This is a genomic window from Lactobacillus sp. ESL0700, assembly GCF_029392095.1.
In the GTDB taxonomy this organism is placed as follows: Bacteria; Bacillota; Bacilli; order Lactobacillales; family Lactobacillaceae; genus Lactobacillus.
In genome coordinates, this window is the sequence record NZ_CP113930.1 from 1,885,732 (window position 1) to 1,901,456 (window position 15,725).

A 15,725-nucleotide genomic window follows, 5' to 3' on the forward strand; every position below is an offset into this window, starting at 1 on the left:
CATTACCTATCTTACTAAATTCGGGTACAACCATATACCATTTATCCGCAGCACATCGCGATACATCACTATCTGTTCTTCTTTGCTGGAATGATTTACTAGTTCAGGCACATCTGGTGTGCCGACAGCATCCATCGTTTGCTCTGCCCCATTAATCTTTCTGCTAGCAATCATAAACAAGATTTGGACTCTGCGAAGATGACTAACTGAACTAATCAAGGTTATCTTTTTGTTAAAAGCAATCTGATGAGCACAACGCAATGAAAATTCAGCATTTTCAATCGTATTAATTGATTTACTTTCTGTAAAAATGCGCTCGGAAGCCACACCATGATTAATTAACCAGTTTTTCATTAGATAGGCTTCTGTATGCCCATTTTCGGGGATACCACCAGTAACAATAACAGAAGAATGTGGATTCTTGATTAATAATTGCAATGCCAAACTCAAACGTTGATGCAATATTGGGGGAATACTGCCGTCTTTTCGCAAATCATAGCCAAGCAGGATAAACAAGTGCCCATCTTCATAGCTGTTAATTTCTGTAGCTATCTTGGTTTGCCGGATTTTTTCTAAATTAGCAAAATCTTGCATAAACATTGCAGTACGCTTGCTATCCAAAGATGTTAATCGCTTAAGAAGACTAGCGGAAAAGTCACCTTTAACTATTCCTGAATAGACATAGTATGACATTAATGCATCGTAATTATTCGGTGCCTTCTGCAAGATGTTTTGCAATAACTTTACCGCTTGTTCAATCTGATTATCAGTAATTAAAGTTGCCGCAAGGTCTTGTTGATAATCAAAATTAGTTGGATCGAGTTGGATTAATTCTTTAAAAATTGCTTCTAAAGCATCTTGGTCGCCATTAATACTGACTCCTTTAAAGAAAGTTTTCTCATTTTTCTCTGTCGAATTGCCGTACAAATAATAGTTTTTGGCTCTTGCAAGTAGCTTAGCTATCTGGTCTTCCTTATTCATTCTTAAATCAAGTTCCCTCTATTTAATAATTTTTGACATGGTATCGATTCCATATAGTATTATTGAGTTAAAAGCACAAAATAAAAGGCAAAACAATGACAACCATTAAAGAAATAGCTAAACTATCCGGATGTTCTGTTTCAACAGTATCGCGGGTAATCAATCATCATCCCTATGTCTCTGTAGAAAAGCGGCAGCGAATCCAAGCCGTCATTCAAGAAACTTCTTACCATCCTAATCGAATAGCTCAAGACTTAAATAAGAAAAAGACCCATAATTTAGGCGTAATTGTTCCCTATCTTGACGAGCCTTATTTTGAAAAAGTGACGGCCGGGATTTGTCGCGCTGCTGTCAAACATAATTACAAAATATCCATCTTGCCAACTTACTATAATCGTAAAATCGAGATGAATTATTTTGAAGAATTTGCTTCCAAATTATATGATGGCCTGATTGTCACTTCTAAGGCTAATAAAATAAGCGACATTTTGCCTTACATCAAATATGGCTCCGTGATTTTTTGCGAAAAAATTGCTTTTAATAATATTTCTTGTATCTACATTAATCGCAGTCAGGCTTTCAAAGACCTGTTCACGTATTTTACCCAAAAAGAAATTAGCCACATTGGTCTGACGAGTGCGCAAAATAAAGACAAAAGCAGCAGCACTAAACTATTATTTCACATTGTCAAACAATATTTTCCTAACTTTAAACTGAATCATCTTGTTGAAAACTGTGCAACCTACCAAGATGGTATTAATGCAGGGAAGTATTTTATGAACTTTCCGCAAATTGACGGCATCTTCGCCAATGGTGATGAAATTGCGGCTGGAATCATTCACGCTTATCAAGAAAAAGGACTTCAGCCACCGTTAGTCATTGGTCAGGACAATACTCTGATCAGTAAAATTATGAATTTTCCTTCAATTGATACTTATCCAGAAAAATATGGTGAGGAAATATTTCAGCACTTTATTGAGAAAAAAACGGAGCATGTTAGCATTGATGCCACATTCATTAAACGATAAAGTTTAGCATGATCACGCAAAAACCTCTGCCAGACATCAGTATTATAAATCATGAAACCAATCTCAGAGCAAACACTTTTTATATAAGTTATTACTGTTGTAAAGGTAGTGAACATAATTGACGAAAAATAGAATTGATCTTTGGAATAGCCATATTACATTGATTATATAGTGGCGCACGACATACTGGTCATTCATCCTTGGTTAAAAGCTGCACGTAAGCAATTAAGAGAATTTATTGATTGCTCTAAGAATTAATCGCTGCATTCAATTAAACAAGTAGTAAAACACAGAAAAAATTAACAAATATTATAAATTAATATTGCAATAACTTCTATTATCAAGATATAATCAATAGCGAACACGAGATAAAGTTTTAAAGGGCGGTGGCTGTTTAATTCCAAGGAGATGATTGTCTATGGAAACATGGAGCAAATTATTGAAAGGTATAACAGTTAATGAGCGTCTACGATGCAATTTCTTTAATGTTGCAATTTGGTTTAGTGCTGTTGGCACTGTTGTCTTACATCAACAGCAACAACCACGACAAATAAGAGCAGCAAAAAAGGCCGTCCCACTTAATAACTTTGGACAGTTATGGGATAGCCTTTAGCTACTCTATAATTAAGCCACCGTTCTTTATACGGAAACTTGTGTTTAAGAAGTCCTATTAGCAGTAGGACTTCTTTTTATTCACAGCTATATTTTAGCATGTTCACTATTGATATTCAATTTATTACATAAATATAGCAACTTATTATCAATATTATATTTTCAAAAATTTTAACAACCCCTAAACCAAAACATCGCAAATGGCAGTACAAGCAAGATACCGACCACTATCAAAAATACTGCACCATATTTATTTTTTCTAGGACCAACAAGCATGATACCTGCGATTAAAAACATGATACATGCAAAAATTAAAATTATAAGTTTTTACCAACTTCTAATGAAAAATCTGGGTAATGCCATAACCCAATTGGTGATCACTAAACTCCGGTGATAACAGTTCGCGATACAATTTGCGCCCAGCTGGCGATAATTGTTGTTTGATAGCCAGTGGCGTTAAACTGCTCTTCATACTATTAGCAATACTTGGTAAATATTCTTGCTTTTCTAGTCGCTTTTTAGCAAGTAGAATTATATTATATTCATCAATGCTTAAATTACTATCCAAACTAGTATTAACTATATTTAGCAAATTAGCTGCTGCTTTTTTAGTGCTCATGTTTAAATCACCACTTTCATTCACCTAAATAAATTATTATCACTATTCTAAATAAGTTAGGCTGTTTTTCAAGTAACTTTCTTCAAACCTGATTCATGATTTTATACTCATAGCGTTATACAATGACAATAATCAAATGAAGGGAATCCTAATCATGAATATCAAGTTCAATCACAACAAGTCATTAGTAGCCATTGCTACATTTACCACTCTGCTTTGCTTAAATAGCTTGCAGCATTATCCAGTGCAAGCTAGCACTGCACCTAGCGTTAACAATATTACAGTGAACGATAATTTATTCGGCACAGATGGAACTTGTAAATGGAACTATGATTCTAGTTCGCAAACATTGATATATGCTCCCGAAACTTCTAACGCAACTTTGTCATCAACCGAAATTCTTAAACTCAATCCCCAGTTCAAAAATGTTGAACACATTATTTTCACTAAGCCAGTTAACTTGGCCTCGGATTCACATAATAAATTTAAAAATTTAACCAAACTCCAAAGTATTCAGGGGCTAAATAAAGTTGACACTAGTAACGTCACTAATATGCAGGGACTATTTGAATATGACCGCTCGCTGACTCAGCTTGATCTGAGTAATTTCAACACTGCTCGAGTAACAAATATGAATGCAATGTTTGCTACCATGGACCAGCTAACTTCCTTAGATGTCAGTACTTTCGACACCAAAAATGTCACTAATATGGATTACTTATTCGAAGGCGAACCTCAGATTAAGCAGTTAGATTTGAGTAACTTTAATACAAGCAAGGTTAGTTCAATGAGCGGCATGTTTGCGCGTGACACTAACTTGCAAGACATTGATTTACGCAGTTTTAACACAATTAATGTTCATCATATGGATTACATGTTTAGTGATTTGTCCAAAATTGCTTCATTAAATTTGGCTAATTTTAATACCGCTAATGCCACTGACCTAAGTTACATGTTCCTTGACGACACTAATTTGGCTAGTTTAGATTTAAGTAATTTCACTACTAAGCGCGCAAACAAGCACGAAGACGGAACCCTCGGCATGCTTGCAAATTGTGGCAATCCTGATGGCTTCATTTTGAAATTAGGCCGAGCAAAACTTAAACAAGTTACATTTATCGGTAATAACATGACTAAAGTTACGACAGTTGGCCACGGCACCATTCTTAATCCTCTGGGAAAAACTTACTCTCTGAAGCAATTCAAAAAATTAACTAGTCACAACAATAAAAAATCTGCAGTTTATCTAATGTTTCGTGGAGCTAGACCACACCTAACAAGCCTTTCGCCCGTAGCAATTGATCGCCAACTTAAGCATAATGCATATTTTTACAATAAGTCAGGCTCTGCTATCCCTAACATCAAACTTACAAGCGGTGCAACAATTGGAACTTATGAGCTAACGACAATTAATCACCGACAATTTTATGATGTTGGCAATGGCCTTTACCTTGCCGCCAATAACTTTGGTAATCATTCAACAGGCAACGGTCACTTGCTGGTTAACGGTCACCAAGTTAATCTAGCAACACTTCCAGCAGATACTAATTCACCAAGAATTGCCATCTTCAAAAATCATGGTTCATTTAAGACGGCAACGCTGGTTAACAAAAATAAGCACAGTTATTATGAGATTGATAGCGCGCATATATTACCCGCTAAATATTTAACATCTAAATAGTATAAGTTAACATATAAATACTATGTTAAAAATAAAAACTGATCATAAAGCAGGCCGATTGCGCATAAAAAATAAACCTAGTCACTATCGATTAGGTTTATCTTTTGCTTATTTATTCCCCGGTTCTTTTCTTGAAAGCCAAAACATGATTAACGGTAAAACAATAAAACCAAAAATCATCATGCTAATTGCATACCAATTAATGCCAATGACTTTGCCGTTTTGGATAATGCCAAATTGTTCCCGCCAATTATATTCAACCAGTAGTAAAATCACGATAATGATTGCCAACAGTGGTATTACAATGTCCGTTGTGAAATTCTTCTTGCTGGGCAATATTTGCTGCTTATTTTTCCCACGATAAAACTGAATTACAGCCAGTGGTACAACAATAAAGCCTAGGAACCTAACCATTGCACTTAAAGTAATCAAGTTTGTCATATTATATTGAAAAGAAAGAGGAATCAAAACCGCTAATATTTCAGAAATTAAGAAAGCTCGTATTGGAAAGTTGTTCTTAGTTCTCTTAGTTAATGCGGCGGTCAACTGATGCTGGCGAGCCATTGCTTCTAAAATTCTAGGGGCATTAAAGCTAGCGGCAATATTAACGCCCAGCATCGAAATCAAAGCACCCACTAGGATTACCTCCCGCAAAATCTGATTATCAAAAATTGCACTGATTGCCACTACCTGCTTGGTCGTCACCAATGCCAACGGATTTAGCAACATCGCAACGGCAACAACACCAATATAGATGACGGCAATTACCAAAATTGCCAGTGGGATTGCTCGCGGCAGATTTTTATCTGGATCCTGCATATCTTCGGAACCAGATGCGACTGTCTCAAAACCGGTAAAAGTATAGAAAGCAGAAACTAGCGCCATGACGAAACCAGTAGACGTCAATTGCGGCACGATTGGCCTATCATTTTGCTTAAGTTGATCAATTGTTGCCAAGTTGGGAGTTTTGCCATTAAGCAATAACAAAATGACACCAGCCACAATAATTAAAACTAGCGCACTTAATTTTCCTATCGTCGCAATATTCATCACGTACTTCAGTATTCTTTGACCAAACAAATTAATAATGGCAAGGAGCACCATCAAGATTACGAAGCCAGTTGTGACCATTACCAAATTATCAGGTTCGCCACCAAAAATCGAAATAGTAGTTTTAATCACGCCGACGGCCATTACGCCCCAAGCCACACTAGCAGAAAAATACCGCAAAATGCCGATATAAAAGCCAACTTTATTGCCAAATGCGGCTCTAGAATAAGCATACGAAGCTCCTGATTTAGCAACATATTTTGCAGCTGCAGCAAAGGAAATGGCCAAAATGGCGGCAAGAATGGCAGCGATAAAATACACCAATAATGCTTTACTACCAACCTGACTGACCACACTGCCGGGAGTTAGAAAAATTCCCGATCCAATAATTGAGTCTATCGCCAAAAGAACAATCGACCAAAAGCCAAACTTATCATTCTTGCTTTTCTTCATTAGTACGCTCCCTTATGGCTAGTTTTTAGTCATATTATAATCGGAAGTTCCACTATGGGTACGTTATTTGTTTATTAAAAAAGGACTGGGCAATTACCCAATCCTCAATAATATTTAGTCTTGTTGGCGCGGCCGCGAAATCAAATACATAATTAGCGGTAAAATACAAAAGCCAAAAATCATGGCAATAATTGCCAGCCAATTAATGCCGATAACACGGCTATTTACGACAATGCCAAATTGCTCCCGCCAGTTGTATTCAACTAGCAAAAAGATAACTAGTAGAACCCCAATCACCGGTATGATTAGGTCAGTCCACACATTTTTATTAGGCGTCAAAATCTGCTCCTTGCTTTTACCAAAATAAAAACGAATGACAGATAGCGGTACAACTGTAAATTCCAAAAACCGGACAATCGCACTCAGCGTGATTAAGTTCGTCATGTTGTACTGAAAAGCAAAAGGAATCAAAATTGCCAAAACAACAGAAATAGAATACGTTCTAATTGGAAAATTCCTTTTAGTCCGCTGTGTTAACTTTTCTGACACCTGATGCTCGCGGGCCATTGCTTCCAGAATCCGTGGCGTACTGAAGCTGTAGGCAAAATTAAGTCCTAGCATTGAAACTAACGCACCTACTAAAATTATATCGCGCAAAATTTCATTATTAAAAATCGCGGCTAGGGCAATCACTTGGTTGGTCTTAATCAAGGCTGTAGGATTTAGCTTCAAAGCAACCGTCAAGACACCAATATACACAATGGCAACTGCTAAGATTGCTAGTGGAATTGCCCGCGGGAGATTTTTTTCAGGATTCTCCATATCTTCTGCACCGGAAGCAACAGACTCAAAACCAGTGAAGGCATAAAACGCGGAAACTACCGCCATGACCATGCCACTTGTTGTCAAAGTCGGAATAACAACTTGCCCATGAACGGTCACTTGGTCAACTTCATTCAACCGGTGCGATACACCCGTTGTCAGCAACACAACAACGCCAGCAGCAATTATCAAGACCAGCGTCATTAACTTACCAATTGTTGCTAAATTCATCACGCGCTTAATAATTTTTTGGCCAAATAAGTTAACAATTGTAACTAGCAGCAATAAAGCAAGTAGTCCAGCTGTCACGTTACTTACTTTGTTGGGATCACCACCACAGATTGAAATCGTTGACTTAGTAATTCCAACAGAAGCAACGCCCCACACAGCACTGGTTGCAAAATAGCATGTCGTTCCAATATAAAAGCCAAACTTGGAACCAAACGCGGCTTTGCTATAAGCATAAGAAGCTCCAGCCTTATTAACATATTTAGCTGCTGCAGCAAACGACATCGCTAGGATTGTAGCAACTACAGCTGCCGCCAAGTATACCAGTAGTGTTTTGCTTCCAGCCTGCTTAACCACACTTCCTGGTGTTAAAAAAATGCCGGAACCAATCATCATATTAATTGCAAGGAAAACCATGGCGCTAAAGCCTAACTTATCGCCTGCTTTTTTATTTTTCATTTCTAACCTATCTTCCATACGTGGTTTGTAAAATTAAACAACTCTACTATTATATGAAAGAAACGTACCAAACTCCATATTGTATATTGCTAGATAAGCAAATTACGCCAAAACTTACTCACTAAAAAAGCACCTCAAGCTTTAAAACTTGAGGTGCTTCAAACTAAATTATTCAATTATTCCCAGTTATATTTTCTAAAAAGTTACTTGATATTTCCACTAATAACAAATTTAAATTCTATATCTTTATCACTTAATATACGATATTTAGAATCCACTTCTGCTCCCCAACTATTAATTCCACCTACACCACGAACAGCACCTAAAATTGAAACTACAGTTCTTCTTTTAACAGGTAATTCTTCAATATGAGTTGCATTTTCAATTTCTTCAGCAGTATATGGCAAGCAACTAAATGCAAATGGTTTATCTAATTGCAAAAAATCCAGTTTGAACAAATTATCTTCATGATCTGCATTGTTAAGCGTGTGTTGACGCAATATTTCTAATCTCTCAGTTTGCATACGCACTTGACAATCTTGTGGTACCAAATACTTAGTTAACGGTAAACCCTCAATCAAATACTTACCTGTAGCTGCACCTTCCATTCTATCCGGATATATTTCACCAGATAAACCTTCATATTCATATCCAACTGCTTCAGTTGGCATTACAAATTGTAAACCAAAAACTGGCAATTCGGGTAATCCCTTTTTCCCATAAAATTTACTATCAATTTCTATTGCCCCAGAAGAATTAACCAAATAATTAATTCTGACTTCAGTTTTAGGATTAGTAGGTGTTTGAAAAAGATACGACAATTCCACTTGCCTTGCTTCAAGCGGATAATCATTAAATCTACCTTGATATGGGACTGGAATATTTTCTTCATCGACTTTTATTTTGCATTTAATACATTTAGTAAATAAATCTGCTCCCAGCCATTGAGCAGATTTTATTGAAAATTCATTTCCTCGATCATTATCCGTTGTTGCTCGCCAAAATATAGGTTTGGGTATACGATAAAGCCACTCTTTATTGTCAAAAACTAAAGAATCCGGTCCACCTTTTTCGATATTAAATTGATAAGAAAAATTTTCACCATTAATTCCAATATGGGCAGCAGTATAAACAATATTTAACAATTTAGTATTTCCCATAAAAATATTTCACCTCTTGTAAAGCTGGTTTTGGCTCTTTGTCAGCAAAGAACAATCCATCGCCACTAAATTCATAATTCGTTGGTCGATCATCAAAATCACCACCATAGCGCATAACTTCTTGTTTAGTCAAACGATCTTCAACTCTGATAGCTTGATCAGCAAAGTCCCACAAAAAACCTCCTTGAAACATTGGATACTTTTCTAATAAATCCATATAATCCTTAATGCCACCTACAGAATTACCCATTGAATGCATATACTCACATAATATAAACGGCTTTTGTGGATTGTCAGTTAAATACTCTTTTATTTTTTGAGGTTCTGTATACATTCCACTCTCTACATCTGAAACTACAGATTTATACTGGGGATCATGTGAAACTCCTTCATAATGTATTAATCGATTAGGGTCCACTTTTTTAAAATAATTATTCATTTCAACTATATTAGATCCACCATAAGATTCATTACCCAATGACCAGAATAAAATGCTCACGTGATTTTTCAATAATTCATAATTGTTTTTTGCTCTATCCAGACATGCATTTCTCCAGTTAGAATGCGAGCCTGGAACAGCATCGTTACCATTTACTAGCCAAGTACCATGAGATTCCATATTTGTTTCTGCCATAACATAAATCCCATTTTCATCGCACAATTCATACCAATAGATTTGATTTGGATAATGACTTGTCCGAACTGAATTAATATTATTATCCAAAATCAGTTTCATATCTTGTTCCATGTCTTTTTTAGAAATTGCACGGCCTTTATCACAATTCCATTCATGTCTATTTACACCTTTAATAATCATTCTTTGATTATTCAGCTCAATAATTTTATCTTTTATTTTTATTTTTCTAAAGCCAAAACTCAAAGGAACTATTTCTATTAAATTTTCACTATTATCTCTAATTTCTAGAGTTAAATAATATAAATTAGGTCTTTTATATTCCCATAATTTTACATTTGAAATATCATCCACTTTAAAGTTGACAATATTATTTATATTTTTACAGCTAGAATACAGAGCTTTTTTATTAGGTGAGTAAATATTTAGCTTTACTTTCCCTGAATCCAGCTTTGAATTTAATTTCACAGATACACTGATTTCACCTTTATCAAGATTTTCATTTAATTTAGGTCGTACATCTACATCAACTACATTAATTGCTGGCTGATAAATTAAAGTTACATCGCGGAAAATACCAAAAAATCTAAAGAAATCTTGGTCTTCAAGATAAGAAGCTGTACTAAATTTAAAAACCTCAACAACCAAAGCATTATCATTAGGTTTAACATATTTTGTTAAATCAAACTCTGCTGGAGTAAAGCTATCTTCAGAGTAGCCAACAAAATGACCATTAAGCCAAACATACATTGCTGTTGCCACTCCGTCAAAACGAATATGTACTGCATCAGCTAAGTAATCAGAATTCAAATCAAATTTTTTAAAATATATACCAACCTCATTTAGTTTTGATTCACTAAAATTTACTCCAACTTGTTCTTGAGTTGAATCTTCATACTTTGGTATTCGATTCTCTTTTCCTTCCCATGGAAAAGCCATGTTCGTATAATGAATTTGACTATATCCTGCTAATTCAATATGTTGTGGAACTTTAATTTTGCCCATATTTTCAAAATTGAACTTGCTCTTATAAAAATCTCTTGGTCGCTCTTCAGGGTCCTTCGCGTAACAAAATTTCCATATTCCATTTAAACTTTGCTCAAGTGAACTTTTATTTCTTTTAAGTTCATCAAAATCACGATAAATATGATGATCACTATGTGCATCGACTTTCCCTACTCGAAAAACTTCTGGATTATCTAACCATTCTAATTTCGGTTCCATAAAAACTCCTTATGCCAAAAATGATTTTTCTACATAACTAAAACCCTTACCTAATAATAATTAAAATAGGTAAGGGCTTTAAAAGACTATAACTTAATTTTCACTGTTTTTATTTCATATGGAGAAAAATCAAGTTTAATTGTTTCACCATCTAAATTAATATTATTACTATCACATTCTCTTTCTCTTAAATCAACTTCTTTTATTTCTTTAAATTTAAAGTTTAATTTCAGCGATACTCTATTAGTTTCCCCAGAATAGTCATGTAATCTTACAATAACAGCATTACTATCTTCGGCTTTCTTAACAGTATCAACAAAAATTTTATCCGGCTTAGATACCTCCAATAATGAATTATTAATTGCCAACTTACCTGTATTAATACTCAATGGAGAATTTAATTCCCATGCTGCTTGCTCAACGTGTCCACTGACAAAATCTCCTTGATGTGGCAACAAACTATACGTAAATTCATGATGGCCAATATCTGCCGTCTTATCAGGACTGATGCTTCCAGTAAGTAGCGACAGGCTTAATTTATTATCAAAGATGTCATAGCCATACTTAGAATCATTAAGTAATGCAACACCATAATTATGTTCTGACAAATCAGCCCATTGATGACCAACAGTTTCAAATTTCGCCATATTCCAACTGTTATTCCAATTAGTTGGCCGTTTAACATTACCATATTGAATCTGATAAGTAGCCTGCGTTGATCTAATATTTGTATAGAATGATGCTTTAAGAATTTGCTGACGCTCGTGCCAATCAACCTTAGTTTTAAAGTCAATTCTACGTTTCTTATTATATAAAATCATATCCTGTACAAGTTTTGATTGGTTAAATTCATAAGTAAACCGCACAATCGTACAAATTTTTCCACTTGCTACAATTTCAATCTTGTTTGCAGATAGTTCCTTTTTCTTTTGCTTATAGGAAATATCAAGATTCCATGCATCATATTCTCTAGGCTTGTCTTCAAAGATTTCTAAAACATTGCCAAAACTATTTTCACCTAAAACATTTCTTTGATTTTGAATATCAAAGATTTCTGTTAATTGCCCTTTATTATTCCATGTTATACGATAAAAATCATTTTGGATAGAATTTTTAAGTTCAGCATTATTGGCTTTTGGCCCTTGTTTAGTATCATCAAATTTAATTCCAAGAGTACCAAATGAAGGTACATTATCGACATATACTAATGTTCCATCTTTAACAACCTGACTATCAAGCTTATTACCAAATTCATCATAATATTGACCATTATCAGTCTGATCTAATTTAATAACATCATTTCTCTTCCAACTCAAGTCATTTGTTATAGTATATTCTTTTTCATTTTTAGCAAATTTATTATTTATTTCTTGTAAACATTGATTCAAGTTTTTATAAATCTGGTTAAAATCAGTTTGACTATCTTCATAAACCTGATGAATGGCAGAACCTGGAAGAATATCATGAAATTGATTCTTCAATAATAGTTTCCACGATTTTTCAATTATATTAGTTGGATATTTCCAGTTAGCATCTTGTAACATAGCTTGAACTTCTAGAAATTCAACTTTACGCAATAAAATCTCTATCTTTCTATTGTTCCGCTTATTTGCTGCATGGCCAGTATAAGTAGCACGGTGATATTCAAAGTATAATTCTCCATCCCAAGTGTGAACATACTTACCAGTTGCCTGTGCTTCATCAATATTTTTATGTAACTTTTCAAAATATTTAGCTGTTTTGGTAGTGGTTATTTTCGGTAAAGCAGATATTTGATTAATAGCTCTTATATTTTCAAGCATATCTCTATTGGCACCGCCACCGCCATCACCATAACCATACGCTAGCAATAAATCTGAGTTAATATTTTTATCTTGATAGCTCTTATAAATACCCGTAACTGTTTCTGGAGTTATTACTCCATTGTAAGTATAGTAAAATGGACCTTTGCTATCATTAGGATCAGGAGTTGTAATAAAATGAGTTAATATTTTAGAGCCATCCATCCCCTTCCAATAAAAGGTATCATGTGGCATTCTATTAAATTCATTCCAACTAAGTTTAGTGGTCATAAACGTAGTTATACCTGATTTTTTCAAAATTTGTGGTAATGCCCATGAATATCCAAATACATCTGGTAACCACAAAGTGTGAGTTTTTTGACCAAATTCTTTTTCAAAAAATCTTGTACCGTATAAAATCTGTCTGACAATTGATTCACCAGAAGGTATATTACAATCAGCTTCAACCCACATAGCGCCATCAGTTTCCCAACGACCTTCAGCTACTCTTTTCTTTATTTGCTCAAATATATCAGGATAGTTTTCTTTTACATATTCATACAGTTGCGGAGTAGAATGCAAAAACGTATATTCAGGATATTTATCCATTAATCGTAATACAGTACTAAATGATCTTGCAGCTTTTTCCTTGGTATTCTTAACCCGCCAAAGCCAAGCTAAATCAATATGAGTATGTCCTATTCCGTTAATAGTTACTTCAGGTTTCTTATCCTTATGTGATTGCAAACTATCAGTTAAAAACACATTTGCTGCGTGGCAAGATTCATAAAATGTCTTTGATCCAGGTAATGACCAATCTATTTTATTAAATGTTGCGTCCAATTCATTAACTAATTCAACTCTTCTAGGGTCATTATTATCCAGCAAGCCGACAGTTTCAATTGCGTTTTTACTTAGATAATATAAATTATCTACCTGATTTTCAATTTCTGCTAAGTCAGCCATCTTAAACATATGCATCATTGGATCTGAACTATCACCTTTTCTACCAGGTCTACCTGTCCAAATTCTCAATGCAAGTCTAATCGTGGTCCCTTGATATTTTTTATCTAGAAAAACTTCTTTATGGTTGCAGTCCACACCCTGATACGGTTTTTCATTAATGTAAAGCAAGGCTTCAATCCCAGTATGCTTTAAATTTCCAATTAGTCCTAGGTCAAACAACATTACTTGAGCATTTTCACTTACAGGGACATCTAAAGTTGTTTTAAGCCAAAAGAATTTATTTATTCCTTTCCAAATATGACCTACTTCAATTTTTTCCCAACCTTCATTATCTTCTGGAACAGTTCTACATTCTTTAGTTGTATCTTCTTGATTAATCCAGCCAGTTATGTTTGTTCTATTAATATAGCGATATTGCTCTAATTCATTAACTCGCTTACTTATTTTTTCTTCAGTAAAAAACACTTATCAGTTCTCCTAATTCTTAATATTCTATTTATCGTTATCTTCACCTAATTTTATATCGTCATATGAAGTTCCCGTTAATTCCTTAACGACTTTCTTCACCTCATCAGTAGCATCAGCTTTAGAGCCACCATTTCTCAAACGTGAAATTTCATCTACAATAATTTTATGATTTTGCTTATTCAACTTAAAAGTAAGTGATGTTATTAAGGCAATTAATATTAAAGTACCAGCTCCAAAAACAAGAGCATTTAAAATAGAATGTTGTGTAGCTGCTGATTGCGATGCTGCATTCTTTACAAATCCATGTGCATCTAAAAACATACCTACAAAGACTGTTGCCAATGAAGCAGTTAGATTTCTTAACAAAGTTATTACAGATGCAAACACACCCGCTCTATTTTCACCAGTAACAATTTCATCCGTATCTGGAATAAATGGATATACGTTCCATGGTGTAAATTCAAGCATTGAACGTCCAATTTGATAAATAAAGGAAATAATAAACAACCACATTACTATATTAGATGGTTTGGTTTGACTAATAGAATAGTATCCGCCAAGCATAGCTAACATTAATAAGTACGCACCAACGTACATCCAACGAGGCCCAATTTTAATAATTAATAATCCACCAATTAATGAAGTAATTAAGCCAACGATTGACAAAGATAGCATATTAGCAGCAACTGTTGCAGTAACTCCCAATACGTATACACAAAAGTATGTAAAAATAGTATTATATACATCTTTACCAGTGAAAGAAAATAGGTAAATTACTAAATGTTTACGGAAGCTCTTATTTCTAAAAGTAGAAAAGTAAGATTTAATAGCTTGCCATAAAACTTTTATAGAATGATCTTCTTCATCTGAAACAGCGTTTAAAGTAATTTCATCAACAGGTTTTTCCCAAGTATTAAACGCTGTAATATAAATAAATGAAATGAAAATAATTGTAAATACTAAACCATTAATAAAGAATGGCATTGGGCTCTTTTGACCCAAGATTTTAAATAATTGTCCTGGAATCCAAGTAGCTAGAAAAGTGGCACTTGCCGAACAAAACATTCTTACAGTAGACAGTTTCGTACGTTCATTAAAGTCCGTTGTCATTTCTGTAGGTAATGTTTCATATGGAATCGTAATAGTAGTAACAACATCAAACAAACAAAATGTTATTAGATAGTACCAGAAATTTAATCCTCCTACCCACATTAGCGCAAATACAGCTAAAAATGGTGCGCCGAAAAACAAGAAAAAGTGTCGTCTACCGAATCTTTTACCTAACTTAGTTCTGTAAAAGTTATCTGAAACACCACCGATTATAAAACCAAAAGTGGCTGAGACAATTTTACCAATGGCTACAATTAATGCCCCTTGTGTGGCACTCAAATTACAAAAGGATGTATAGAAATATAGAAGCCATGCGCCAATAATTGTTTGGCCACCGCCACCAACAAAGTCAGATACACCATATGCAATAGCTGTCTTAGTTGTTATTTTTCTTTTTGTATAAACTCTTTTTGAAATTCGATCTAATAAATTCATTTTTACCTCCTTGT

General features: G+C 34.4%; 11 protein-coding genes. 3 read left to right on the top strand and 8 right to left on the bottom strand.

From position 1 onward, the window contains the following. Positions 1–6: 6 nt before the first annotated feature. Complete coding sequence (locus tag OZX63_RS09000; protein ID WP_277143366.1) at positions 7–981, bottom strand: ElyC/SanA/YdcF family protein; 975 nt, start codon at positions 979–981, stop codon at positions 7–9. Between the two features lie 95 nt (positions 982–1,076). On the opposite strand from OZX63_RS09000, the gene OZX63_RS09005 reads away from it, so the two are divergent. After that, positions 1,077–2,009, top strand: a complete 933-nt coding sequence (locus OZX63_RS09005; RefSeq protein WP_277143368.1) for a LacI family DNA-binding transcriptional regulator — start codon at positions 1,077–1,079, stop codon at positions 2,007–2,009. A 458-nt stretch (positions 2,010–2,467) separates the two neighbouring features. Next, positions 2,468–2,563 (top strand): putative holin-like toxin, encoded by a 96-nt coding sequence (locus tag OZX63_RS09010; RefSeq protein ID WP_277163669.1) that lies wholly within the window; start codon positions 2,468–2,470, stop codon positions 2,561–2,563. 395 nt (positions 2,564–2,958) lie between these two features. Here the strand turns inward: OZX63_RS09010 and OZX63_RS09015 are convergent, their stop codons facing one another. Continuing rightward, positions 2,959–3,240 (bottom strand): bacteriocin immunity protein, encoded by a 282-nt coding sequence (locus tag OZX63_RS09015; RefSeq protein ID WP_277143370.1) that lies wholly within the window; start codon positions 3,238–3,240, stop codon positions 2,959–2,961. Between the two features lie 136 nt (positions 3,241–3,376). On the opposite strand from OZX63_RS09015, the gene OZX63_RS09020 reads away from it, so the two are divergent. Beyond that, entirely contained in the window at positions 3,377–4,921 is a 1,545-nt protein-coding gene (locus OZX63_RS09020; RefSeq protein ID WP_277163670.1) for a BspA family leucine-rich repeat surface protein, read from the top strand. Positions 4,922–5,029: 108 nt separating this feature from the next. Here the strand turns inward: OZX63_RS09020 and OZX63_RS09025 are convergent, their stop codons facing one another. The 6 genes from OZX63_RS09025 to OZX63_RS09050 form a co-directional block, all read right to left on the bottom strand. Beyond that, positions 5,030–6,424 (bottom strand): APC family permease, encoded by a 1,395-nt coding sequence (locus OZX63_RS09025; protein WP_277143373.1) that lies wholly within the window; start codon positions 6,422–6,424, stop codon positions 5,030–5,032. A gap of 114 nt (positions 6,425–6,538) precedes the next feature. Further along, positions 6,539–7,933 (bottom strand): APC family permease, encoded by a 1,395-nt coding sequence (locus tag OZX63_RS09030; RefSeq protein ID WP_277143375.1) that lies wholly within the window; start codon positions 7,931–7,933, stop codon positions 6,539–6,541. A 203-nt stretch (positions 7,934–8,136) separates the two neighbouring features. After that, positions 8,137–9,093, bottom strand: a complete 957-nt coding sequence (locus OZX63_RS09035; RefSeq protein ID WP_277143377.1) for a beta-galactosidase small subunit — start codon at positions 9,091–9,093, stop codon at positions 8,137–8,139. After that, positions 9,080–10,951, bottom strand: a complete 1,872-nt coding sequence (locus tag OZX63_RS09040) for a glycoside hydrolase family 2 TIM barrel-domain containing protein (RefSeq protein ID WP_277143379.1) — start codon at positions 10,949–10,951, stop codon at positions 9,080–9,082. The genes OZX63_RS09035 and OZX63_RS09040 overlap by 14 nt, the downstream gene beginning before the upstream one ends. 86 nt (positions 10,952–11,037) lie before the next feature. After that, a complete protein-coding gene (locus OZX63_RS09045; RefSeq protein WP_277143382.1) occupies positions 11,038–14,163 on the bottom strand; it encodes an alpha-mannosidase in 3,126 nt (1,041 codons plus the stop codon). A 27-nt stretch (positions 14,164–14,190) separates the two neighbouring features. Further along, a complete protein-coding gene (locus OZX63_RS09050; protein ID WP_277143384.1) occupies positions 14,191–15,711 on the bottom strand; it encodes an MFS transporter in 1,521 nt (506 codons plus the stop codon). Positions 15,712–15,725 lie beyond the last annotated feature (14 nt).